The organism is Belnapia rosea, from assembly GCF_900101615.1.
Classification (GTDB): Bacteria; Pseudomonadota; Alphaproteobacteria; order Acetobacterales; family Acetobacteraceae; genus Belnapia; species Belnapia rosea.
This window is the reverse complement of record NZ_FMZX01000004.1, coordinates 224,303-244,535: the sequence shown is the minus strand read 5'-3', so window position 1 is coordinate 244,535 and position 20,233 is coordinate 224,303. Positions and strand designations below refer to the sequence as shown.

Here is a 20,233-nt window from a genome sequence, read left to right as displayed (position 1 = left end):
GCCTCCTCCCTTCTTGCGTCAGCAGGCGGTCGCGTGCCGCGCCTTGATCGTCTCCAGCACCGTGTCCGGATCCTCGGCCCACCAGCGGCGGGATAGGATCTCCACCTCGCAGGGCCCGGCATAGCCGGCGGCCTCGGCCATGGCGCGGATGGCGGGGATGTCGATCACCCCGTCGCCCATCATGCCGCGGTCGAAGACGAGGTCGGTCGTCGGCATCAGCCAGTCGCAGGCATGGAAGGCGGCGATCCGCCCCCGCGCCCGCTGCATCTGCCGCGCCAGGTCCGGGTCCCACCAGACATGGTAGACATCGAGCGCGATCCCGACGCCCTCGCCGAATTCCTCGGCGAGGTCGAGCGCCTGGCCGAGCGTCGAGAGCACGCTGCGGTCGGCGCAGGTCATCGGGTGCAGCGGCTCGAGCGCGAGGGTGACGCCGGCCGCGCGCGCCGCCGGCAGGATCGCGGCCAGCCCGTCGCGGAACATCGCCCGCGCGCCCGGGAGGTCCTTCGAGCCGGGCGGCAGGCCGCCGCCGAGGACCACGAGGCAGGCGGCGCCGATCGCCTGCGCCTCCTCGATGGCACGGAGGTTATCCTCGATGGCGGCCCGCCGCCCGGCGGCATCGGCCGCGGGGAACATCCCGCCGCGGCAGAGGCCGGAGACGAACAGCCCCGCATCGCGGATCTGCCGCGCCGCCTGCGCCACGCCCAGCTCGGCGAGTTTGTCCCGCCAGGGCGAGATGCCCGGGATGCCGTGCCGCGCGCAGCCCTCGATGCATTGCGCGAGGCTCCAGCGGTCCCGCACCGTCACCGTGTTGAGCGAGAGAGGCCCCGGCGCGCTCATGCCACACCATGCACCGCCAGCAGCGCCCGCATCCGTGCCACGGCAAGGTCCGGGTCCTGCAGCAGCCCCGCCGCATCGGCCAGGCGGAACAGCTCCGCGAGGTGCCCGATGCTGCGCGCCGATTGCTGGCCGCCGAGCATGGTGAAATGGTCCTGGTGGCCAGCCAGCCAGGCCATGAAGACCACGCCCGTCTTGTAGAAGCGCGTCGGCGCCCGGAAGATGTGGCGGCTGAGCGGCACCGTCGGCGCCAGGATGCCGTGGAAGCCCGCGAGGTCCCCGGCCGAGAGCGCCGCCAGCGCACCGCCCACCGCCGGCGCGATCGGGTCGAAGATGCCGAGCAGCGCATCGGAATGCCCCTCGGCATCGCCGGCGATGAGCTCGGCGTAGTTGAAGTCGTCACCGGTGTACATCCGCACGCCAGGGGGCAGGCGGCGGCGCATGGCGATCTCCTTCTCCTTGTCGAGAAGGCTGATCTTCACCCCGTCCACCTTGGCGGCGTGGGAGGTGATGACGGCCAGCGCCGTCTCCATCGCCTTGTAGTGCTCGCCCGCGCCCCAGTAGCCCTCGAGCGCCGGGTCGAACATCTCGCCGAGCCAGTGGATGATCACCGGCTCCCTCACCTGCGACAGGATGCGGGCATAGACCCGCTCGTAATCCGCCGGCCCGCGCGCCGCCTTCGCCAGGGCGCGCGAGGCCATCAGGATGATGCGGCCGCCCATCGCCTCGATGGCCGCGCATTGCTCCTCATAGGCGCGGATGACGTCATCCACCGTGACGTCGGGCTCCGGTGCAAGGTGGTCCGTCCCCGCGCCGCTCGCCATCACCGCGCCCGGCACGTCGCGCATGGCGTCGAGGCTGCGGCGCACCAGCTCCTGTGCGCCGGCCCAGTCGAGGCCCATGCCGCGCTGCGCGGTATCCATCGCCTCGGCGACGCCGAGGCCGAGCGACCAGAGATGGCGGCGGAAGGCGATGGTGCGGTCCCAATCCACCTTGATGTCGAGCCAGGGATCCTGCTCGGCCAACGGGTCCGCCACCACATGCGCCGCTGCCAGCGCCATGCGCGGGAAAGGCGGCCTCGCCTTCGGGAAGACGCGCGGCTCGCTCAGCGTGAACCGCTCGACGCCCGTGCCCTTCGGCAGGTCGATGCTTGGCACGGCTCAGCCCTCCAGCGCGGGGATGTCGATCCAGCGGCGCTCGCGCCAGCTGCGGAGCCCCGCCTCGGCAAGCTGCACGCCCTTGGCCCCGGCGAAGAGATCCCACGGGAAGGTCGCGATCTCGCCGGCGAGATGGCGCAGGAACATCTCCCACTGCACGCGGAAGCCGTTCGGGTAGTCCTGCGTGCCCGGCACCTCCTGCCAGCCGGCGAAGAAGTCGATCGGCTGCGGCACGTCCGGGTTCCAGACCGGCTTCGGCGTGTTGACCCGGCTCTGCGTCCAGCATGTCTGCAAGCCGGCGATGGCGCTGCCATGCGTGCCGTCCACCTGGAAGGTGGCGAGGTCGTCCCGCCGCACCCGCGTCACCCAGCTCGAATTGATATGCGCCACGACGCCGCCCCGCAGCTGGAAGGTGGCATAGGCCGCGTCGTCTACATCCGCCTTGTAGGGCTTGCCGTCCTCGCCGATGCGCTCCGGGATATGGGTGGCGCCGAGGCAGGAGACGGCCTCCACCTCGCCGAAGAGGTTGTCGAGCACGTAGCGCCAATGACAGAGCATATCGAGGATGATGCCGCCGCCTTCGGCCGCCTTGTAGTTCCAGCTGGGCCGCTGCGCCGGCTGCAGGTCGCCCTCGAAGACCCAGTAGCCGAATTCGCCCTTCACCGCGCAGATGCGCCCGAGGAAGCCGCTGTCGATCACCATCTTCAGCTTGCGCAGCCCGGGCAGGAACAGCTTGTCCTGCACCACGCCATGCTTGATGCCGGCCGCCTTGGCCAGCCGCGCCACCTTGAGCGCATCCTCCAGCCGGTCGGCCGTCGGCTTCTCGACATAGATGTGCTTGCCGGCGGCGATCGCCCGCTCGATCAGCCCGGCGCGGAGCTGCGTCGTCGCCGCGTCGAAGAACAATTCGTCGCCAGGATCGGCGAGGCAGGCATCGAGGTCGGTCGAGACCCGCTCGACCCCATGCGCCCGAGCCAGGGCTTCCAGCCGTTCCCGGTTGCGGCCGACGAGGATCGGGTCCGGCACCAGCCGGTCGCCATTCGCCAGCCGCACGCCGCCATCGGCGCGGATGGCGGCGATGGAGCGGATGAGATGCTGGTTGGTCCCCATGCGGCCGGTGACGCCGTTCATGATGATCCCGATGCGGCGTTCCGCCATCACCTCGTCCTCCCTGGGCTTCTCGGGTAACCATCCAGTTACCCAAACCCGGAGTCAAGGCCGCAGATAGCCCAGCACCACCTCGACCGCATGCCGCTCCCGCGCCGCCAGCGCCGCCTCCGTCCCCAGCTCGGCGCCCAGCACGGTCGAGAGGGTGTGCTGGTTGGCAACGAAGAAATGCCCGAGCCCGACGATGGTGATGTAGAGCTGCACCGGGTCCACGCCCTGGCGGAAGACGCTCGCCTCCACTCCGCGCGCCAGCACCGCGCCGATCTGGCCGAGCAGCGGCGAGTAGAGCGCCGGCACCCCCTCCGAGCGCTGCAGGTAGGCGGCGCGGTGGATGTTCTCCTGGTTCAGCAGCGCGACGAATTCGGGGTGGGCAGCGGTGTAGCGCAGGTTGAACTCCACCAGCCGGCGCATCGCCTCCTCGGGCGGCAGGGCCTCGACGCGCAGCCCCCGCTCCTCCGCCCGCTTGGCGGCATAGGCGGCCTCCAGCACGACCAGCCAGAGCTCCTCCTTGCTGCCGAAATAGGCGTAGAGCATGCGCTTGTTGGCCCCGGCCCGCAGCGCGATCTCGTCGACGCGGGCGCCGGCCAGGCCCTTCTCGGCGAATTCCGCCAGCGCTGCATCAAGGATGCGCTGGCGCGTCGCCGCGGCGCGGGGCGAAAGCCCATCCATCAGGCGGCCAGCGCCTTGGCGAGCAGCGCGGCGGGGACCGCCTCGTCGGTATCGGCCAGCGGGTCGCGCGGCAGGACGCGGTGCACCAGCACCAGCCGGGCGAGCGCCAGCCGCTCGGCACAACCCAGGCGCCCGGCCTCCCAGACCATCGCCGCCGCGCTGGTCAGGTGGTAGAGCGCGCTCGCCGCCTGCCGCGCCAGGGCGGGATTTTCATGCGCCCTCTCCGCCAGCGCCGCCGCGCGGTCGAAGGCCGGCAGCGCCTCGGGCAGCGCCGCGCCGTTGCCGAGCAGCCCATGCAGATGCGCGCGCAGCACCGGCAGCGAGCCCTCGCGCTGCGCCGCCCGCAGCACGTCGAGGGCGACGATGTTGCTCGTCCCCTCCCAGATGCTGCCGAGATGGGCGTCGCGTACCAGCCGCGGGTCGGCCCATTCCTCGATATAGCCGCAGCCGCCGCGCACCTCCATCGCATCGCCCGTCACCCGCCGCGCATCCCGGCAGGCACGGAATTTCAGCAGCGGCGTCAGGATGCGGAGCAAGGCATAGGCCCCGTCCTCCCCGGCATCGCTGCGGCGCATTGCCTCGGCGGCCTGGAACACCATGCTGCGCGCCTGCTCCATCGGCAGGACCAGCTTCAGCAGTTGCCGCCGCATCAGCGGCATCTCGATCAGCGGGCGGCCGAAGGCGATGCGGTGCCGGGCGACGAACATCGCCTCCGTCACCGCCCGCCGCATGAGCCCGGCCGCGCGCATGCCGTTCGACAGGCGCGAGGCGTTGACCATGTCGGCCATCTGCTTGAACCCCGCCTCCGGCTCGCCGACGAGGAAGGCCGTGGCGCCCTCCAGCCGGATCTCGCCCGAGGCCATGGAGCGCGTGCCGAGCTTGTCCTTCAGCCGGACGATCCGATAGGCATTCGGGCTGCCATCCGGCCGCTCGCGCGGCAGCAGGAAGAGCGAGACGCCGCGCAGCCCTGCCGCCCCGCCCTGGCGCCGTGCCAGCACCAGCGCCACCCCGGCATCCGGATTGCTGCAGAACCACTTGTCGCCGGTGAGCGCCCAGCTGCCATCCGGCCGCGGCTCCGCCATCACCGCCGTCGCCGCGATATCGGAGCCAGCCCCCTGCTCCGTCATGAACATCGCGCCCTGGCGCAGCGCATCGAGGTCGGTCGAGATCAGCCCCGGCAGGTAGCGGGCGACGAGCTCCGGGTCGCCGAAGCGGCGCAGCGTGCGTGCCAGCGCATCGGTCATCGAAAGCGGGCAGCAAAGGCCGAATTCCGCCTGCACGAAGAGATAGCTGAGGGCGTATTTCGCCGCCGGCGGCATCGGCGCCGGCCAGCCCAGCACGCCCGGACGGTGCGACATCGCAGCCAGCCCGAACTCGGCGAAGGCCACCTGCTCCAGCGCCCGATAGGCGGGGTGGTAGTCGATCCGCTGCGCGTCCTCGCCGCGCCGGCTGCGGTGCAGCAGCTCCGGCGGGTTGCGGTCGGCCTCCCCGGCCAGCGCATCGAGGCGGCCACCCGCCAGCGCCCCCATCCGGTCGAGATGCGGTGCGAGATGCGCCAGCAACTCCGGCGGAAGATAGAGGCCGAGCAGCGGGGCCAGCCAGGGATCGGCGCGGTAGAGGTTCAGCCCCTGGCTGTCCGGCACCGCCTCGGCCCCGGTCGGGGCCGGCATGAATGGCAAACTGTCCATAACCGCAGCATGCCGTGAGCGAGGCCCCGCATGCTAGGCTCCCCGCAGGGAACGAGAACAGTTCCCAGGGAGGAACAAGCCATGACGATCGCCGCCGTCATCCGCGAAAAGGGCCGCAACGTCATCTCCGTCTCGCCGGATGCGAGCATCACCGAGATCGCCGCCATCATCGCCTCGCGCCGCATCGGCGCCCTGGTGGTGCTGGCCGACCATGGTGGCCTCGTCGGCATCGTCAGCGAGCGCGATCTGGTGAAGGCGCTGGCCCGGCACGGTACCCAGGTCCTCGCGCTGACGGCGAGCGACCTGATGACCCGGCAGGTCACCACCGTCACCATGCGCACCACCATCGACCAGGCGATGGAGATCATGGATGCCGGCTATTTCCGCCACCTCCCGGTGATGGACGGAAGCGAGCTTGCCGGCATCGTCAGCATCCGCGACCTGGCGAGGCACCGCATCCTGCTGCACCAGCGCGACCTCGAGACGCTGCGGGCGACGGTCCGGCCGCAAGGCTGACCGTCCTCAGCCGAGGACCGCGCGCTCGATCCGGGCCGCCACGTCGAGCAGCGGCCGGTCGCCGCGCGCGGCCCGGCGAGTTGCAGCCCGAGCGGCATCCCCGGCAACCTCCTGGCGCCGGGGATGACGAGGCGGTCTGGCTCTCCATCCTGCATGACGTGAACCCGCGCGCGGTCCCGGCACGGGTTCGCGGCGTGGTGCGGGCCCAGGGCTGGTTCGTCGATTTCTCGCCGCTGAATATCGTCCGGCGGAACATTCCCGGTGCCATGCGCTGCGGCATGGCACTGGCCTTGACCTCGCTGTTCCATGCTGTCCTGTTCCGCGGCGGTCGTGACGCCCCGATCCTGCGCGCCGGGAGCCGGCCGCGCGGCCTTCCCCTCCGGAGTTCGGTCGCTTCCCATGCCCTACCGCGCCGGCCTCCCCTCGCTGCATGGCACCGGCCAGGGGGTCCAATGGCTCCTGCTGCTCGCCCTGTCCGCCTTGCTGGTGCTCGCGCTGGAGATGCTGCACCTATCGGCCGCCCTGCTCCTCGGGCCGATGCTGGCCGCCATCCTGCTCGCCGCGGCGGATGGCGCGGTCCGGGTGCCCGCGTCGGGCTTCATCGCCTCGCAAGGGGTCATCGGCTGCATGATCGCGCAGAGCCTCACCACGCCAACCCTGGTTGCGATGCTCGAGGCCTGGCCGGTGCTGCTGGTGTCGGTGCCGGCGGTGGTGGCGGTCAGCGTGCTGCTGGGCTGGCTGCTCGCCCGCTGGCGCGTGCTGCCGGGCAGCACGGCAGTGTGGGGCTCCTTCCCCGGCGCCGCCTCGGTGATGGTGCTGATGGCCGATGCCCATGGCGCCGATGCCCGCCTCGTCGCCTTCATGCAGTATCTGCGCGTGGTGATGGTGGCGGCGGCGGCTTCCGGCGTCGCGCAGCTCGCGGCCGGCCCGTCGGGGCCGGTGGAGGAGATGTCCTGGCTCGCCCGGGCCTTCCCGGCCGTGGCCTGGATGCCGCTGCTGGCGACCCTGGCGCTGGCCCTGGGCGGGTCACTCCTGGCGCTGCGGTTGCGCGTGCCGGCCGGGCCGCTCCTGGTGCCGATGATCCTCGGCATGCTGCTGCAGGATGTCGGCGCGCTGCGGGTCGAGCTGCCGCCCTGGCTGCTCGCGGCCTGCTACGCGATGGTCGGATGGAATATCGGGCTGCGCTTCACCCGGCCCATCCTGCTGCATGCCGCCCGCGCCCTGCCACGCGTCTTCGGCGCCATCCTGGCCCTGCTGCTGGCCTGTGGCGGCTTCGCGGCGGTGCTGGTGGCCGCCGCCGGGGTCGACCCGCTGACCGCCTACCTCGCCACCAGCCCGGGCGGGGTGGATTCCGTCGCCATCATCGCGGCCTCGAACCGGGTGGACATGCCCTTCGTCATGGCCGTGCAGACCGCGCGCTTCCTGGCGGTGCTGCTGATCGGGCCGTATGTCGCCCGCTTCGTCGCCGATCGGGCCCCTGGCTCGCACCGCAAGGCCGCACGGCCACAATCCGGGGAAGACCCTGGGCATCGGTGACGCCCGGCAGGAAGCCCCCCCTCGTCAGGACCGGCATGGCGCCGCGGCGACGGCCCCCAGCGGCGCGTCCACTTCCAGGTCCAGGCCGGCAGCCGCGAACCGCAGGGAGACCCGGGCCCGCATGCCATGCGCGAGGCCGCGCTCGATCACCCGGGTGCCGAAGCCTCGGCGCGGCGGCGCGGCCACCGGCGGCCCGCCTTCCTCGACCCAGTGGAGCCGCAGCAGCTCGCCATCCTCCCCCGGCTCGACCGACCAGACGAGGCGGACATGCCCGGTGGGGGCGGACAGGGCGCCATGGCGCAGCGCATTCGTGGCCAGCTCGTGCAGGGCCATCCCCAAGGCGATGGCGGCACCGGGCCGGAGCCGCATCTCGGGCCCTTCGATCTCGGCCCCCCCGGCCTTGCCGTTGCAGGAGGTCAATTGCCGCTCGGCCAGGATCTGGAGCGGCACGCCTTCCCAGAACCCGCGCGCCAGGAGGGTATGCACCCGCGCCAGGGCGAGGAGCCGGTCCCGGAAGGCGTTCCGTACCTCGCCCACGCTCCTCCACTCGTCCCGGAAGGTCTGCGCGGCGACCGACTGCACCGCCGCCAGCGAGTTGTTGACCCGGTGGTTGAGCTCGTCGGCCATCCGCTTCTGGCGTTCCTCGCCCTGCCGCCGCTCCGTCACGTCGCGTTGCGCCGCGACCCAGCGCACGATCCGGCCGGCTTCCAGAACGGGGGAGATGAGCCATTCGACGACATAAGGGGTGCCGTCCTTGCGGTAGTTCACGGCCTCCCCGCTGAAGGCCCGTCCGGCCCGCAGGGCCGTGCGCAGCTCGTCCAGCGCGGTGCGATCGGTGCCGTCTCCCTGCAGGAAGCGGGGTGACCGGCCGAGAACCTCGTCCGCCGCATAGCCGGTCATCCGCTCGAAGCCGGGATTGACGTATTCGATCAACGGGCCCGGCGGATCGAGTTCGGGGCTCGTGACGATGATCGCCTCGCCGATTGTCTGGACGACCGAGCGCAGGAGCTTGAGCTCATGCTGGTCTCCCCAGGACCGCGCCGCGGAGGCAGGTCCGGCGCCGCCCATCATGTCGCCGTCTCTACTCCCGTCCATCGTGTAGGGCTCATCCGTTCCTGGCTGGCCACAACCCATGGCGCGGCTGATGTACGGAACCTGACAAAGCCCGGCCGGTTCCGTACATTGTCCGCACCAACCCGGCATGGCTGCCATTCCTGCAAGCGGCCGGCGGTGGAACCCGACGCTTCGATGTCTCAGGCAGGCAGCCGGTAGAAGACGAGGCCACCGATCTCCGCCGTCGGCACCTGACCGATCGCCCAACCGGGTAGCGAGGCGCCGTCATGCCAATGGGTGGCACCGGCCGTCGGGTCCGGCAGGGCGCCGCCCTGGGCGCGGCGGGCAACGCGGCGGCAGATCTCCATCGCGGCATCGGCCGGCGCCTCGGCGCGGAGGCCGCCGGGCTGCCAGCAGCGGAACAGGAAGGGCGCCCGGCAAACCTCGGCCAGCAGCCCGGCCCAGCCGGCGCCGGCGCGGGCATCCGGGGCGAAGCGGGCACGCGGCACGGTCCCCTCGGCGGCCATGCGGGCGCGGTTCACCACCAGGGCGGCCAGGGCCTCGATGGCGCGGACCGGGCGGGTGCCGGCCTCCGCCCGGAGGGTCAGGGCGAGGATCTCGGCGCAGCTCATGCCTCGTCTCCCCCGAGACGGTCGCGCAGGCGGATCGCGCCCACCGATTCCAGCTTCTCCTCGATCCGCAGCAGGTGCTGGGAGAGGCGGCGGTCCACGTCCCGGATCAGGGAGAGCGGGACATAGCTCCGGGCCACCTCCAGCTTGAAATCCGCGAGATCGTCGCGGGTACGGCGCACCGCCTCGCTCTCGCGCTCCGTGGTGCGGTCGATGCGGTCGTGGAGATCCTTCCGCAGGCCATGGATCATCCAGAAGAGGGCGGCAACGATCGGTGCCTCGACGACGCTGATCCACCAGGTGGGTTCGATTGACATCGCGGCTCACATGCCTCCTTGAACGGGCGTGCCGGGACGACCACCCTCGGGCGGCACCGGGACGCGATGAACAGTGAAGATCTGGAACGAGCCCTATCTCGAGACCTGCTGCCGCGCGGCGCTCCACCGGCTGGTGCTGGTGGGCGGAGGCGGACGGCCCGATGGGCTGAAGGACGGCCCCTGCCTGGAACGGCTCCAGGGCATGGGCCTCGCCCGGCTGCGGGCGGATGGGCGCTATGAGCTGACCGAGGCGGGCCGCGAGCGGCACGCTGGGGAGATCCTGAAGCTCAGGAAAGCCGGCTAGAGCAAACTCTGATCAGATGGAATCATCTGATCGGAGGTATTTGCTCGCTAAAACAACAAGCTAGAGCGGGATCCGTGAGCCAGTGCGAACGGAAACCGCTCTAGCCGCGCCAGGCGAGGTGGCGCGGCGCCGGGATCGCGGCCGGCAGCCGCACCGGCTCGGCCAGGAGGCAGCCAGCCAGGGCATCGAGCGCATCATCCCGCTGCCCGGGCGCATCCGGCCGCCAGGCGGCCATCTCCCCCGGGAAGGGCGTGCGGAACACCGCCTCGTGCGCATGCAGCCGGCGGGCGGCGAGCGCCGGCTCGAGCGCTGCCAGGATGCGCTCCGCCTTGGCCCGGCGGCTGGCATGCTCGATGACGGTGCAGGGCGCGCCCGCCTCCGCCAGCGCCCGCCGCAGCAAGGCGGGCAGGAAGCGGCCGAGGCCGTTCGTCTCCACCCGGATCACCGGCAGGAGCAACTCCCGCGCCAGCCGGGCCACGGCCCGGCATTGCTGGGTCGCCGGGTCGACCGAACTGTCCGGGTCATGCGTGAGGTACGCAAGGCGGTGGAGGTAGTGGCTGCCCTCGCCATCCGCATAGGTCGCCGCCAGGACCGAGGCATCGCCGGCACCGGGGCGGCCATAGGCCGGATCCCAGAAGCCGCCGCCCGAGGCGAGGCGGCGGCCCAGCAGCGAGAGTTGCGCCCGCCCGCCGGCCTCCCGGTAGTCCGGCTCCTCCCCGTAACGGATGAGCAAGGCGGGATCGAGCCGCAGCGCCGCCTCGGCCACGGGCTGCAGCAGCATCTGCCGGGCGAAGTGCAGCGGGCCGACGCGGTCGCGGAGCGAGGCGACCATCGCAGGCGTGAACCGCTCCGGCCAGGCGCTGTGCCCTGCCTCGTCCAGCAGGGGCAGCGCCAGGCGCCGGTAGCCGCGGAGGAAGGCGGCAGGATCCTCTGGCGGCAGGTAGAGCGTCTCCGCGCAATGCGGCGTGCCGACATAGAGGATGCCGCCGCCGGGCACGAGGATGAACTCGCACTCCGCCAACCGCTCGCGCAGCGCCTCCCGCTTCGCCGGCGTGTCGCAATTGCCGGCCACCTCGACATCGTCGCAGATGATGAGGTCGGCCCGGGCGCCGGTGATGTTGCCGCCGATCCCCTGGGCGAGCATCGACGGGTCGCGCAGCACGGCCGGGCGGGCGACGGTGAAGCGGTCCGCCGCCCAGGCCTCCGCCCGCCCCGGCAGCAGGTCCCGGCAGAGCGGGTGGCGTTCCAGGATGCGGCGCACCTGGGCGACCATCTTCACCGCCAGCACCTGGTCGGCGGCGAGGACGAGGATGCGCGTATCCGGCGCCCGCAGCAGCCGCCAGGCGCAGAACAGCCCGACAAGGGTGGACTTGCCGCAGCCGCGGAAGGCCATCAGCAGCAGGCGCCGGTCCCCGCCCTCCCAACGGGATTGGAGCCAGCGGACGATGCGGCGATGCGGCGCCGGCATGCCCTGGTTCTGGGTCGCGTTCCAGATCCAGGCGAACTCCAGGAAGTCAGCCTCCGGCGCCTCCGTCATTCTCCTCCTCCGGCAGTTGCGGCATGATGCTGCGCCATTCGGCCAGCACATCGCTGACGGCTTGCTGCTGCGCCTCGTCGCCGGTCTCGGCGGCGAGCTTCAGCAGCTGGTCGATATGGGCGAGCGCGGTGCGGCCGGCCGTGTGCCGCGAGGCGAAGGCCTTGATGACGGCATCGTCCGGCTCCTCCGCGCAGATCCCGACAAAATTGCGGTAGTCCCTGAAGAGGAGCGCCGCCGCGCCGGCGAAGTCGCCGGCGACGAGGAGCTTGCGCTTCGCCGCCATGCCGCGCTCACAGCCGCGGCTTGGTGGCGCGGACATAGAGCGTGCCGGCGCCAAGGGTGATGGCACCGCCGCTGACATTCTGCGCCGTTACCCGCACCTGGTTGCTGCCGGCCGTACCGCCGACCGAGGCATGGAAGACGACGCCGCCATTCTGGAAGCCGCTTGCCTGGGCGAAGCCGACGCGGACGAAATCGCCCTGCCGCACCCCGGGGAGCGTCACGTCATAGGTCGCGGTCGCGCCCGCGGCGAGGGCCGGGATGGTCCAGCCGCCATCGCTCACCGTGTATTCCCGCCGGCCCCAGGCGCGCGAGCCGCCATAGAGCAGCCGTGGCGCATGCAGGGCCGAGGTATAGAGGCGGAGCGCGCGCAGCACCGCGCTCGCCGAGCTGCCGCGGATGCCGATGGCCGCATAGTGCGCATCGGCGCTCAGCGTCACGCGCTGCAGCCTGTTGAGCGCCAGCCCGCCGGTAAGGCTGTCGAGATCCGCATTGCCCTCCCACCAGTAGGAAGGCGCGCCCTGCATCACGGCGTTCATGTTGGAGAACAGCACGGGGCTGCCGGCGCCCAGCACAGTCTCCGCGCCATCGAACTGCATCACCATCGGGCGGAGGCCGCTGCCTTCGGCGGCGATGAAGAACTCCTTGCACTGGCTGCAATCGACGACGAAGGCGAGGGCACGGGAGGTCGGGATGGTGACGTCATCGGGGTTCAGCGTGAGGAGGTTGAGGCCCGGGAAGCAGAAGCCGTTGAGCGTCGAGGGCGGCCCCGAGGGGTTGCCCGACAGCACGGCGAGCTGGTCGAAGCCGATTCCGTCCGCGACCGAGATGCCCTGGCGGAAGGCGAGCGTCCGCACATTCTCCGCCGCCGCCACCAGCCGCGGCGTGCCGATGGCCGCCGCCGCCTGGTGCATCGGCACCACCGTGCCACCCGCCCGGCTGGCACCCTGGTACTGCACGGCACAGCCGAGGAAGCCGTAGGTGCCGACATAGGCCACCTCGTAGCGCGCATCGCTGAAGCCGCCGGTATGACGGGCCACATAGGGCGAGCAGGCCTCCATCCGCACGCCCGTCGCGGTCAGCCCGCGGCCATCCACCTCGATGAGGAAGGGAATGGCATCCACCGCCCCTGGGGTGCCCTGGCGTTGCAGCTCGAAGGCCGGGCCGGTGAAGAGATGCGTGTTGTGCAGCACATAGGCCCCCGGCGCGGCGGAGAGCCGCACGCCGAAGCGCGGCAGGGCCGGGTTCGTCGCGCTCGAACAGGCGAAATGCCCACCCTGGTGGCGCAGCGAGTTCACCCAGCCGCTGGCGGTCAGCGTCCGCAGGTCGAGGCCGATGCGGTTGTCGACCAGCCTGCCATAGCGCAGGTCGCTGTCCTCGCTGCCCCGCGCATCGCCCACCACCTGGACGCCGATGGTGAAGCGTTCCGCCCGGCGGATATCGACCAGGCAGGCATCGATGTTGCGGATGCGGATGCCGACATCGCCCTCGCTGGACCAGTCGCTCTGCGTCGCGCGGAGCACCGCAAGGCCGGTATAGAGCTTGCCCTGGTTGTTGGCCGCGCCGCCATCGCCGAGCGTCAGCGCCGCCTGCCCGGCCGGACCGGCATAGAGGATCGTGCCGCGCATGAGGAGGCCGGCCGCCGCACCCGGCAGGGTCAGGGCCTGGCCGGTGCGGAAGGTCCCCTCCCCGATCTCGAGCAGCTTGCCGCTGGCCCCTGCCGCCGTCATCGCCATCTGCAACGCCGGGCCGTCATCGGTCATGCCGTCGCCCGTCGCGCCGAAATCCCGCGCGGTCAGGCGTTCGGCCAACTTGTCCTCCACCGTGCGCGGCACACCGCCCGGGAAGCCGGTGGTGAGCAGCCCTTCGTCCCGGCCAAAGGTGGCGATGTTGCCGAGGCTGTCGAAGCCGAGCAGCCGGTTGGCCCGTGCCCCGCGCAGCGGCAGCGCCGTCGGCCCGCTTTCTGACGGATCGAGATGCAGCGCGTTGCCGAGGCCGTCCTTGACCTCCTGCAGGATGGCGACCTGGTAGTCCAGCTCATCGTTCAGGGTGCGGGCGCGAAGGATGCCGTTCGACTGGAAATCCGTGGTGCGGGCCACCACCATGGCGCGCCGCAGCGTGATGCGCGTGCCGGCGCGCGGCGGCTGGTCGAAGACGACGGTACCGCCCTCGCTCGCCCCGGCATTGGTGACGACGAAGCCGCCGGCCCGCGGCACGCCGTCCAGCCGCACCTCGATATCCGCCGCCGAGAAAACCGGAAAGGGATAGGTGAAGCCGGTCTGCACGCCATCCGCCTGGTACTGCACCCGGGGCGCGATGTCGCCGATCCTGATATGGTCGTCCATGCTTCGCTCCTAATCCAACAGGGTCCGGGCGATGGTTCCGAAGCTGCGGCCTGAGCGCAGCAGCGCGGTCACCGTGCCATCCGGGTTCAGCAGGCTGCTCCGGCCATCGGCGAGGCGGGCGCGCAGCGTGGCGTCATCCGCCCCCTGCGCCGCCGCCGCCTCCCCCGCCATGCCGCCGGTGACGGCCGCCGCCGAACCCGTATCCGGCGAGACGCCGGCCGCGGCGAGGCGGGCGCGGGCCGATGCGACGGTACGCGCCAGCACCGCCTGCCGCTGCAGCGCCGCCTCCCTCTGCTGCGCGAGCAGCACCTGCTGTCGCGCCAGTTGCTGCCCGGCATTGATCTCGGCCTGGGCCTTGCTGGCGGCGTTCTGCGCCCCGGCCTGGCGGACCTGGCCGTAGATGGTCGCGCCGGCGCCAAGCACGGTCGCGATCGAGCTGAGTGCGCCCATCAGTCGGTCATCCTCGTATCGGTGGTGACGGAAAGCAGCGTCATCGGCAGCGGCGCGTCGTCCTCGATGCGCCAGAGCGGCCGCATCGCGTCGCTTCTCCAACCGAGCGCCCGCAGCCGCACATCGCCGCTGAAGGGCGCGGGTCCCGCATCGAGCATCGGCGTGTCGAGCCGGCGAAAGGGCACCGGCTGCGCGCCCCGCCCGAGATCGACCGCGAGCGAGGCCGTCTCCAGCAGGCGGAAGGTGACGGAGACCAGCCGGACCGGCGCCGCGCGGGTGCCGAGCGCCGTCCCGAGATCGGGCGGCAATGGCTCGATCACATGGCGAAAGGCGAGGCCGACCTGCACGCCGGTGGCGGGCGGGTCGATGGTGACGCGGCCATTCCGCACCAACGCCGCCTCGCGCGGCGCACCCTCGGCGACGACGCCCACCACCTGCCCCTCGAGATGCGACAGGCCAAGCCATTCATCCTGCGGCGTTGCGGCGGTGCCGGTCAGCGCGGCATCGAGGCCGAGCGCCTCGTCGAAGCGCTCGAGCCGCAGCGTGCCGCCGCGCTCCACCACCGCCCAGACGGTGCCCTCGATCTCGGCCAGCGCCCGGAAGGCGCCATCCGTCTCCTGCCGGGTCCAGGCGGTGACCTGCTCGGCGCGGTAGAGCGTGAGGGTGGAGAGGCTGCCATCCGCCATCGCCACATGCAGCAGCCGGCGGCGCTGGTCGTAGCACATGGAGACCGGGTCTCGGACCAGATGCTGCGCGACGAGGCCGAGATCATTCGCCTGGTAGAGCTGCTGCAGGTCGGTATAGGCGAACTCGAAGATCCCCTGCCCGCTGCGGCTGGCGAAGATGGTGGCACCATCGACATCGACGGGCGGCACCATGCGCGCCGTGATCGAGCCGACGCGGGTCTGCCGGTCGAGCTGGATGCTGCCCGGCGTCAGCGGCGCGCCGCTCACCATCCATTCCGTGCCGGAGGTGAAGACCTGCAGGTGCTGGCCGGAGAAGACGGCGCGGATGGCGTTCACCTGGTCGGAGACGAGGCTGAACTCGATCGCCTGGTCGTCGAGCCCGGTCCCTGGATCGAAGTTGAGGAGATCCCCGGTGCGGGACAGCCAGAGCCGGTTCGGCAGGTCGCGGGAGCCGCCCAGCACCAGCCGGTCCTGGTGGAAGCAGAGCGTCACCGGCCAGCCATGCACCGGCGAGAAGGCCGCCTCGTCCCAGTCGGCAGTCGCCGCGGTGCCGGCGAGGGCTTCCTCCACCACGGCAATCGCCTGGGTCGGCGAGACCACGGCGGTCACCACCACCCGCCTACCGCCGATGCGGAAGCGTATCCCGGCATGGGCCGCCGTGAAGAGCGCAGCCGAGGCGCCGAGGGTGATGCTGCCGGTCGCGGCACTTGGCGTCAGCGTGACCTCGGGCGATGCGAAACGGTGGAAGGGCTCGCGCAGGAAGGTCCAGGGTGCGATCGTCCAGGCGACGTGGCTGGTCCGCGTCACCCGCTGCGGCGGCAGCTCGGGGTGACAGATCAGCAGCGTGTCGGCGCTCTGGGTGAAGGCGAGCTGCGGCAGCATCGCCGCCGTCCAGGGCGCCGGGAATTGCGCAACCGGTCCGTCATCGATGAACACCGTCAGCAGGCCATCGGTCAGCACCAGCAGATAGGCCTGCTCCGTGTTGAACTCGAAGGCGACGAGCCGCGCCGGGCCGGGCAGCATCGCCACATGGCGGAGACCTGGCCGGCGCGTGACGCCGCCGGTCGGCTGGATGACGACGTTGCGCAGCCGCCGCGCGCCGTTGGCATAGGCGCGCAGGTCCGGCCGGCCGAGCAGCGCGGGCGCCACCTCGCCGGCGGTGAAGCTGGTCTTCAGCGTGCGGGCTTGCGCCATGCTCAGCCCCGCACCGCGACCAGCGGGAAATCCTCGATGGCGCGCGGCGTCGCCTGCTGGCTGTCGGCGCGGCGGGCCGTGCGCAGCTCCGCCTCCGCCTGGGCCAGCAGCGCCTGGGCGCGACCCGTATTCTCGGTCAGCGGGATGCAGAATTCCGCGGCGAGGCGCGTGGCGAGGGCTGCGGCGAACAGGGCCGGGAAGGCGCTTTCATCGGGGCGGAAGATGTAGCTGAGGACGACTTGCGGCGCGTTGCAATGCAGCCGGTCCTCGAAAAGCCGGTAGTCAAGGCCACGGCCACTCTGCGGCATGCCGGCCGAGAGGGCACGCAGGAAGCCGGCGGGCAGCTGGAAGGCGTGCCGGTAATCCGCCACCGGCGTCGCCGCCAGGCGCGGCAGGCAGGCTTGGCCGGTGGCGAAGCTCCAGGGATGCGCGGCGAGCAGCGCATCGCGCGTACCGGCATAGAGGTTGGCCGCCACCTCGGCCTCGGCGGTGCCTTCGTCGAGCGAGGCGATCGGCTGGGTGCCGATCTTCAGCAGCGCGCGCGTGCAGAGCGCGAGGGCGGAGAGGGCCATCGGGATCGGGACTCCGGCGGTGAGGGAAAGGGGTGCCCCACCCCGCAGGCGCGGGGCGGGGCGGTGGCTGCGCTATTCCTTGCAGCGCATCCGGACGAGGCCGGCATTGTCGACCAGCACGGCGCCCTGGCTCATCATCGTGTTGACGAAATGCGCGGCGCGGTCGCCATGCCAGGTGACATCGGTGCTGATCTCGGCCGCCGAGGCATGGCCGATCGCCGTCTTGTGGAAGAAGTAGCAGTAGCGCAGCGCGCCGTTCTTGGTCAGGCCGCTATGCGGCATCCAGGTGGCGCCGAGCCAGCGCTTCGCCTGGGTGCCCTTCCAGGGCAGCTCGTCCGCGCCCATATACTGGGTGTTGGCGAATTCCTGGATGGTCAGCAGCTCGCTCCACTGCCTCCAGCCGACGATAGCGAAGCGGTTGCCGTCATCCGGCACATCCGCGTTGCCGAGCATCTGGAAGGCGAGCAGCACCTTGGCGCGGGTCAGGCCGTCATTGTCGGTCTCGCCGCTATTGGTGCCGATCGCCTCATTGGTGCCGGCATCGAGCGCGGCGATGATGAGCTCGTCGGTCTTGCGGCCGAGGGCGTAGGCGCCGGCATTCGCCACCACCGCGCGCTCGTCGAGATTGGTCTTGAGCTCGTCCATCCGGTCGACCCAGTCGCCGGCATAGTAGTCCTGCAGGAAGCATTCGACATTGGTGTGGTCGATGTTCATGACCGGCACGACACCGTTGCGCGCCTTGGCGGCGGCGGTGCCGCGGCCGACCTTCTGGAAGATGGTCGAGGCGCCGCGCACCTCGGCCTTGCTGCGCACCATGGGGCGCAGCTTGCTGCCCTGGCGCTGATAGGCTTCCTGCACCTCGGCGGCATACTGCTTGATGAAGGCCTGGTCGATCGAGCTGGACATGGTCTGCCCTTCGGCTTGGGTTGGGGGGCCGTGCCGCCGCGGTTTGCCCCGCTTGCGGGACCGCATCGGCACGGCACGCCGCGGCCCCGCCCGCTTGTCGCGCGGGCGAGGTTGTTCGCGGCGGAATGAGGTGCGGCGGCTACTGGCCGACGAGGCGGCGGAAGCCCTCGGTCACGCGGGTGACGAAGGCGGGCTCGCGCGTCCGCCAGTAGCGCGGGTCGCGCATCATGGCGCGCAGCTCGGCCTCGCTCTCGCCAGGCGGCGTGACGCCCTCGCGGGACAGGCCGGGCTCGTCACCCTGCATCATCCGCTCGAGCGCAAGCACGCCCTCGGCGGTGGAGGACAGGGCGGCATAGACCGGCGCCGGCAGCTTCGCGCGGCCCCAGGCGGAAAGCTGCGCCGCCATGGCCTTGAAGCGCTCCTCGCCGCCGTAATGCGCGGCGAGCTTCTCGCGCTGGCGGTTGGCCTCGAACTCGGCCGCCGCCTCGGCGATCAGCGGCACCAGGCGCTCGGCCGCCAGCTCATAGACAAGCTGGGCCTGATCCTGCGTGAAATGCGCCGCGTGCAGCCGTCCGTTCACCGCCGCATCGGCGCAGCAGAGATCATGCGTCGGGGTGATGGCATAGCCATCCGGCGTGTCCGGGATGCCCATCGCCTGGCGGAAGCGTCCCAGCTCCTCGGGCGCCATATCGGGGCCGGGCGGGGCGGCGCGCTGCGAGAGGCGGCGCTCCAGCTCGCGGTAGGATTTCAGCAGCGCCTCGATGCGCAGCGTGCCGGTCTCGGCATCCCAGAATTTCTCCGGCACATCGGCTGGGCGCGGCACGGGGCCATCCGCATCGGCTGGCTGCAACAGATCCTCGGGCATCGGTCGGGTCACTCCCGGTTGGAGGGGGTTGGGGCAGGCGCCGCAGCGTGATCGCCGCGGTCAGGCGCGGCGATCACGCTGCGGCTTGTTGCCTGGTCGCGTGATTCACGCCTCTGACCGTTCCGGTCATCGGCGATCACGCTCAGCACCTCGGCCGGAGCGCCAAGGGTGCGGGCCAGCCAGCGCGTGGCCGCCGCGGCATCGACCTGCCGCGTGGCCTCGCCGCCGAGCTGGCTGACCGCCTGGAGGAAGAGCAGCGTGTTCGCCGCATCGGCCCGGCCCTGGATGCGGGCGAGCGGGCTCTCGTAGCGCAGCGCCACCTCGCGCCCGTCGAGCAGCAGCGGTGGGATTTCGCCACGCCGGCCGAGGATGCCGAGGCAGCGGGTGACGAGCGGCGTCAGCAGCTCGGTCTGCAGCCTCCCATAGGTGGCGCCGAGCAGGCGGGCGGTCTGGGCGCCGCGTTCCAGCACCTCGGTCGCCGTCATCGGCCCGGCCTGCAGCACGCCGAGCCGGTCCGCCAGCAGCGCGCCGCGGATGCGGGCCCGCAGGTCCTGCAGCACGAGCTGGGACACGTCGAAATTCCCCGGCGCCGCCAGCGGCGTCAGGCCGGTGCTGCCCGGCGCGCGAGGAATGATGGCACCGGGGACGAGCTTCACCGTCGCCGGGTTCAGCACCCCATCATCCTCGGCCTGCCAGATGCCGGTGGCGGCGATGGAGGCGTTCTTGAGAACCAGCTCCACCACCTTGTTGGCGGTGCGGATATCCGGCAGCGCCTTCATCACCGGGCCGCGGCCGTAGAGCTCACCCGGCACCTTCAGCCAGCGGAAGGCGATGCAGGGGCTCTCGTTGAAGCGGCCCTCGGCCAGCAGCAGCGGCCGGGCGGGGTCGGCGGTGAGGATGGCGGCATAGCGGGTGCCTCCCCGCTCGGCCCAGAGCGCCTCCAGCAACGGCAGCGGCGCCGCATCGCCGCCGGCGCGGTCCAATTCGGGCGGCGCCTCGCGGAAGCGCGCGCGGAGCTGGCCGGGGGTGAGGCGCGACAGGCGATAGACGGTGTCGAGCCGTCCATCCGGCCCTTCCTCCAGCACCGCGCCGCGCAGCGGCAGGGCGGCGAAGCGGAAGGCCGAAGCCTCGCCGAGCGGAGCCTCCTCCACCAGCAGCACGCCGGTGCCGGTCACCACCAGCTCGACGAAGGCCTGGTGCATCTCGACCGCGAAATTGGAGCGGTCGAAATGCCCCTGCAGCGCGGCGGCGGCGTCCTCCAGCGCCTCGGCCGTGGCACGGCCGGCCTCGCCCTCGGCCAGCGGGCGGGCGGGGGAGAGGCCGAACCAGCGGGACCAGGGCGGGGTCAGTTCGGCGAGCAGCGAGGCGGCAAGCTGTTCCGCCGCGTCGGCCGCCGTCGCATCGAACAGGGCGCCACCCTGGCCGATCGGGGGCAGGACATGCGCATAGCAATCCTGCCAGACGGGCTCGAGCGGCCGGCGCCGCTCCAGCGCAGCCTGGTAGCGGGTGAGGATCTCCTCGGGGGTCAT

General features: G+C 71.7%; 20 protein-coding genes. 3 read left to right on the top strand and 17 right to left on the bottom strand.

What is annotated here, in order from left to right; all coding sequences use genetic code 11:
• Positions 1–18 precede the first annotated feature (18 nt).
• The 5 genes from BLR02_RS11595 to BLR02_RS11575 are packed head-to-tail and all read right to left on the bottom strand — an operon-like array spanning position 19 to position 5,497.
• Positions 19–837 carry a sugar phosphate isomerase/epimerase family protein gene (locus BLR02_RS11595; protein WP_090568299.1) on the bottom strand — a complete coding sequence of 273 codons (819 nt, stop codon included), beginning with the start codon at positions 835–837 and terminating at the stop codon, positions 19–21.
• Positions 834–1,991 (bottom strand): dihydrodipicolinate synthase family protein, encoded by a 1,158-nt coding sequence (locus BLR02_RS11590; RefSeq protein ID WP_090663211.1) that lies wholly within the window; start codon positions 1,989–1,991, stop codon positions 834–836. Before BLR02_RS11590 ends, BLR02_RS11595 begins: the two co-directional genes overlap by 4 nt.
• Before the next feature lie 3 nt (positions 1,992–1,994).
• Positions 1,995–3,149 (bottom strand): Gfo/Idh/MocA family protein, encoded by a 1,155-nt coding sequence (locus tag BLR02_RS11585; RefSeq protein ID WP_090568293.1) that lies wholly within the window; start codon positions 3,147–3,149, stop codon positions 1,995–1,997.
• A 54-nt stretch (positions 3,150–3,203) separates the two neighbouring features.
• The gene (locus tag BLR02_RS11580) at positions 3,204–3,827 is read right to left on the bottom strand and encodes a TetR/AcrR family transcriptional regulator (RefSeq protein WP_090663209.1); all 624 of its coding nucleotides are present in this window, start codon (positions 3,825–3,827) and stop codon (positions 3,204–3,206) included.
• Positions 3,827–5,497, bottom strand: a complete 1,671-nt coding sequence (locus BLR02_RS11575; RefSeq protein ID WP_218127917.1) for an acyl-CoA dehydrogenase family protein — start codon at positions 5,495–5,497, stop codon at positions 3,827–3,829. The genes BLR02_RS11580 and BLR02_RS11575 overlap by 1 nt, the downstream gene beginning before the upstream one ends.
• 99 nt (positions 5,498–5,596) lie before the next feature.
• Between BLR02_RS11575 and BLR02_RS11570 the strand changes: the two genes are divergently transcribed.
• On the top strand, positions 5,597–6,031 hold the full coding sequence (locus tag BLR02_RS11570) for a CBS domain-containing protein (protein WP_176849520.1): 435 nt from the start codon (positions 5,597–5,599) through the stop codon (positions 6,029–6,031).
• A gap of 399 nt (positions 6,032–6,430) precedes the next feature.
• The gene (locus tag BLR02_RS11565) at positions 6,431–7,567 is read left to right on the top strand and encodes an AbrB family transcriptional regulator (RefSeq protein ID WP_090663204.1); all 1,137 of its coding nucleotides are present in this window, start codon (positions 6,431–6,433) and stop codon (positions 7,565–7,567) included.
• Positions 7,568–7,591: 24 nt separating this feature from the next.
• Here BLR02_RS11565 and BLR02_RS11560 read toward each other — a convergent pair whose 3' ends face one another.
• The 3 genes from BLR02_RS11560 to BLR02_RS11550 form a co-directional block, all read right to left on the bottom strand.
• Positions 7,592–8,662 carry an HWE histidine kinase domain-containing protein gene (locus BLR02_RS11560; protein WP_218127530.1) on the bottom strand — a complete coding sequence of 357 codons (1,071 nt, stop codon included), beginning with the start codon at positions 8,660–8,662 and terminating at the stop codon, positions 7,592–7,594.
• A gap of 158 nt (positions 8,663–8,820) precedes the next feature.
• Positions 8,821–9,252, bottom strand: coding sequence for a cell wall hydrolase (locus tag BLR02_RS11555; RefSeq protein WP_090663201.1), 432 nt, complete (start codon positions 9,250–9,252; stop codon positions 8,821–8,823).
• Positions 9,249–9,566, bottom strand: coding sequence for a hypothetical protein (locus tag BLR02_RS11550; RefSeq protein ID WP_090568271.1), 318 nt, complete (start codon positions 9,564–9,566; stop codon positions 9,249–9,251). The genes BLR02_RS11555 and BLR02_RS11550 overlap by 4 nt, the downstream gene beginning before the upstream one ends.
• Positions 9,567–9,645: 79 nt before the next feature.
• Here BLR02_RS11550 and BLR02_RS11545 point away from each other — a divergent pair, with 79 nt between their 5' ends.
• Positions 9,646–9,870: a hypothetical protein gene (locus BLR02_RS11545; protein ID WP_090568351.1), complete on the top strand. Its 225-nt coding sequence runs from the start codon at positions 9,646–9,648 to the stop codon at positions 9,868–9,870.
• A 100-nt stretch (positions 9,871–9,970) separates the two neighbouring features.
• Here the strand turns inward: BLR02_RS11545 and terL are convergent, their stop codons facing one another.
• The 9 genes from terL to BLR02_RS11500 form a co-directional block, all read right to left on the bottom strand.
• Positions 9,971–11,407 (bottom strand): phage terminase large subunit, encoded by a 1,437-nt coding sequence (gene terL, locus BLR02_RS11540; RefSeq protein ID WP_090663199.1) that lies wholly within the window; start codon positions 11,405–11,407, stop codon positions 9,971–9,973.
• Entirely contained in the window at positions 11,385–11,690 is a 306-nt protein-coding gene (locus tag BLR02_RS11535) for a hypothetical protein (RefSeq protein ID WP_090568263.1), read from the bottom strand. Before BLR02_RS11535 ends, terL begins: the two co-directional genes overlap by 23 nt.
• 7 nt (positions 11,691–11,697) lie before the next feature.
• Positions 11,698–14,031, bottom strand: a complete 2,334-nt coding sequence (locus BLR02_RS11530; protein ID WP_090663197.1) for a phage tail fiber domain-containing protein — start codon at positions 14,029–14,031, stop codon at positions 11,698–11,700.
• Positions 14,032–14,040: 9 nt separating this feature from the next.
• Complete coding sequence (locus BLR02_RS29455; RefSeq protein WP_090663195.1) at positions 14,041–14,481, bottom strand: hypothetical protein; 441 nt, start codon at positions 14,479–14,481, stop codon at positions 14,041–14,043.
• The gene (locus tag BLR02_RS11520) at positions 14,481–16,361 is read right to left on the bottom strand and encodes a hypothetical protein (protein WP_090663193.1); all 1,881 of its coding nucleotides are present in this window, start codon (positions 16,359–16,361) and stop codon (positions 14,481–14,483) included. The genes BLR02_RS29455 and BLR02_RS11520 overlap by 1 nt, the downstream gene beginning before the upstream one ends.
• Before the next feature lie 2 nt (positions 16,362–16,363).
• Positions 16,364–16,933, bottom strand: a complete 570-nt coding sequence (locus tag BLR02_RS11515) for a hypothetical protein (RefSeq protein WP_090663191.1) — start codon at positions 16,931–16,933, stop codon at positions 16,364–16,366.
• 72 nt (positions 16,934–17,005) lie between these two features.
• Positions 17,006–17,839 carry a phage capsid protein gene (locus tag BLR02_RS11510; protein WP_090663188.1) on the bottom strand — a complete coding sequence of 278 codons (834 nt, stop codon included), beginning with the start codon at positions 17,837–17,839 and terminating at the stop codon, positions 17,006–17,008.
• Between the two features lie 139 nt (positions 17,840–17,978).
• Positions 17,979–18,704 (bottom strand): capsid assembly protein, encoded by a 726-nt coding sequence (locus tag BLR02_RS11505; protein WP_090663186.1) that lies wholly within the window; start codon positions 18,702–18,704, stop codon positions 17,979–17,981.
• Between the two features lie 8 nt (positions 18,705–18,712).
• Positions 18,713–20,233, bottom strand: a complete 1,521-nt coding sequence (locus BLR02_RS11500) for a portal protein (protein ID WP_090663184.1) — start codon at positions 20,231–20,233, stop codon at positions 18,713–18,715.

Excerpts from the sequence above, each read along its gene's own strand:
- BLR02_RS11595 (WP_090568299.1), bottom strand. The coding sequence starts at position 837 with ATGAGCGCGCCGGGGCCTCTCTCGCTCAACACGGTGACGGTGCGGGAC.
- BLR02_RS11585 (WP_090568293.1), bottom strand. The coding sequence starts at position 3,149 with ATGGCGGAACGCCGCATCGGGATCATCATGAACGGCGTCACCGGCCGC.
- BLR02_RS11580 (WP_090663209.1), bottom strand. The coding sequence starts at position 3,827 with ATGGATGGGCTTTCGCCCCGCGCCGCGGCGACGCGCCAGCGCATCCTT.
- BLR02_RS11575 (WP_218127917.1), bottom strand. The coding sequence starts at position 5,497 with ATGCCGGCCCCGACCGGGGCCGAGGCGGTGCCGGACAGCCAGGGGCTG.
- BLR02_RS11570 (WP_176849520.1), top strand. The coding sequence starts at position 5,597 with ATGACGATCGCCGCCGTCATCCGCGAAAAGGGCCGCAACGTCATCTCC.
- BLR02_RS11565 (WP_090663204.1), top strand. The coding sequence starts at position 6,431 with ATGCCCTACCGCGCCGGCCTCCCCTCGCTGCATGGCACCGGCCAGGGG.
- BLR02_RS11560 (WP_218127530.1), bottom strand. The coding sequence starts at position 8,662 with ATGGACGGGAGTAGAGACGGCGACATGATGGGCGGCGCCGGACCTGCC.
- BLR02_RS11555 (WP_090663201.1), bottom strand. The coding sequence starts at position 9,252 with ATGAGCTGCGCCGAGATCCTCGCCCTGACCCTCCGGGCGGAGGCCGGC.
- BLR02_RS11550 (WP_090568271.1), bottom strand. The coding sequence starts at position 9,566 with ATGTCAATCGAACCCACCTGGTGGATCAGCGTCGTCGAGGCACCGATC.
- terL (WP_090663199.1), bottom strand. The coding sequence starts at position 11,407 with ATGACGGAGGCGCCGGAGGCTGACTTCCTGGAGTTCGCCTGGATCTGG.
- BLR02_RS11535 (WP_090568263.1), bottom strand. The coding sequence starts at position 11,690 with ATGGCGGCGAAGCGCAAGCTCCTCGTCGCCGGCGACTTCGCCGGCGCG.
- BLR02_RS11530 (WP_090663197.1), bottom strand. The coding sequence starts at position 14,031 with ATGGACGACCATATCAGGATCGGCGACATCGCGCCCCGGGTGCAGTAC.
- BLR02_RS29455 (WP_090663195.1), bottom strand. The coding sequence starts at position 14,481 with ATGGGCGCACTCAGCTCGATCGCGACCGTGCTTGGCGCCGGCGCGACC.
- BLR02_RS11520 (WP_090663193.1), bottom strand. The coding sequence starts at position 16,361 with ATGGCGCAAGCCCGCACGCTGAAGACCAGCTTCACCGCCGGCGAGGTG.
- BLR02_RS11515 (WP_090663191.1), bottom strand. The coding sequence starts at position 16,933 with ATGGCCCTCTCCGCCCTCGCGCTCTGCACGCGCGCGCTGCTGAAGATC.
- BLR02_RS11510 (WP_090663188.1), bottom strand. The coding sequence starts at position 17,839 with ATGTCCAGCTCGATCGACCAGGCCTTCATCAAGCAGTATGCCGCCGAG.
- BLR02_RS11505 (WP_090663186.1), bottom strand. The coding sequence starts at position 18,704 with ATGCCCGAGGATCTGTTGCAGCCAGCCGATGCGGATGGCCCCGTGCCG.
- BLR02_RS11500 (WP_090663184.1), bottom strand. The coding sequence starts at position 20,233 with ATGACCCCCGAGGAGATCCTCACCCGCTACCAGGCTGCGCTGGAGCGG.